At 29.2% G+C, this 1,815-nt stretch carries 2 protein-coding genes; both read left to right on the top strand.

What is annotated here, in order from left to right; genetic code table 11:
• Window positions 1-678: sensor histidine kinase (locus tag B2U95_RS07740; protein ID WP_296314529.1), on the top strand; the 678-nt coding region annotated here is incomplete at its 5' end.
• Window positions 668-1,312: a response regulator gene (locus tag B2U95_RS07735; protein ID WP_296314526.1), complete on the top strand. Its 645-nt coding sequence runs from the start codon at window positions 668-670 to the stop codon at window positions 1,310-1,312. The genes B2U95_RS07740 and B2U95_RS07735, both read left to right, overlap by 11 nt.
• The last annotated feature ends 503 nt before the right edge of the window (window positions 1,313-1,815 follow it).

The following is a 1,815-nucleotide window of genomic DNA, read 5'->3' as shown; positions in this document are numbered from 1 at the left end:
TTCTCCATTTTCTTTTTATTAACTATATTAAAGTCAAAAAATAATGTAAAAAAAGAAAAAAAATTACAAGAAAAGTTTTCTCAAGATTTAATGCAATCCCAAGAAGAAGAAAGAACAAGAATAGCAAGAGAATTGCATGATAGTGTTGGTCAAAAATTAACGTTAATTAAAAGAAAGTCACAAAACCTGAATCAATTAGAACTTACAAGCTTAACTAATAATGCCCTAGAAGAAGTCAGGAGCATTTCGAGGGGCTTATATCCCGCACTATTAAAACATCTAGGATTATCTCAAAGTATAGCGCAGTTAGTTAATGAATATGACGAACAGACTGAGTTATTCTTTACTACGGATATAGAACCAGTAGATGGATATTTCACAGAAATCGCGAGCTTAAATTTTTATCGATTAATTCAAGAATGTTTAACAAATATTGTAAAACATGCAAAAGCAAAAGCAGTAACAGTCTCTATTAAAAAACAAGAAGGTTTAATTGTTACTGTAATCTCTGACAATGGAAAAGGATTCGATGTAAATGATAGTAAAAAGAAAAACAGTTTAGGCTTAAAGACTATTTTTGAAAGAATTAAAATTCTCGAAGGAAAGTTATCTATTGATAGTGAAATAAATACCGGAACAAATTTTATTTTAACCATACCTATAAAAAATGAATCATAATATTTCTATTCTTGTCGCTGATGATCATCCAATGCTTTTAAAAGGACTAATAAATGAATTAAAAGAACAGGGCTATGATGTTTTAGAGGGAGCATCTAATGGCGCTAAGGCTTTAGAGACTTTAATTGCTAAAAAGCCAACGATAGCCATTTTAGATGTAAATATGCCCTTTTTAACGGGTTTTGAGGTTATTGAAAAATCCAAAGAAAATAGCTCGGATACTCTTTTTATTATTCTAACCTCTCACAAAGAGAAAGAGGTGATTTTGAAGGCTAAAAATATGGGTGTTTCTGGATATCTACTAAAAGATGAACCTTTCAGTGAAGTTAAGAATTGTATACAATCTGCAATGAACGGAGATTTTTATGCGAGTAAAGTTTTTGATGAAGTTTTTAAAGCAGAAATTTATCCTGAGCTAGAAAAAATCAAATACCTCTCTCCTTCTGAACGAACGATTATCCGTTTACTTGCTCAAAATAAATCTTCAAAAGAAATAAGTGATTTACTGTCAATTTCAGTAAGAACTGTAGAAAAACATCGTTCAAATATTATATCAAAATTAGACTTGCCTTCTGATTCAGATTCTCTTCCACTTTGGGTTAGCAAGAATAGAGCGATCTTTTTATCTCTATAAATTATTAAATGGTGAATTATTTCTTGTAATAAGCAGCCCTGCTTATTTTTTGTAGGTTATTACTTAGTGATAAAAACCTTAACGATATTTAGTTTTATATCGCATTAACCACTAAAACTATTTTATCATGAAAACATTATTTTTAACCTTGATGGTCTCTCTTTTTTTAGGTTTAACATTACGAGCTCAAAATCAAAAAAACATTGAATCGGTCAAAGAGGTATCAAGAAAACAGATGCCTATAAAATTTTAAAGTATTATTTAAGAATATAATATTCAAGAAACTCAGATTTATAGTTCCAACAAAAAGCATACATATACTGTGATTTTTATAGAAAGTAATTGTAAAGTGAAATCTACTTATAATTCATAGGGTCAAATATTGATGACGACCGAGAGTTATACATCAGGCTACCTAATAGTCTATCAATACTTATAAATTATCCAAATTATCTTATAATCACTGGTACGTAAGATATAACATATAGTAATCTTGAAGGCGT

The organism is Winogradskyella sp. UBA3174, from assembly GCF_002364335.1.
GTDB lineage: Bacteria > Bacteroidota > Bacteroidia > Flavobacteriales > Flavobacteriaceae > Winogradskyella.
The sequence above is the reverse complement of the archived record's forward strand: the minus strand, read 5'-3'. Positions and strand labels throughout refer to the sequence as shown.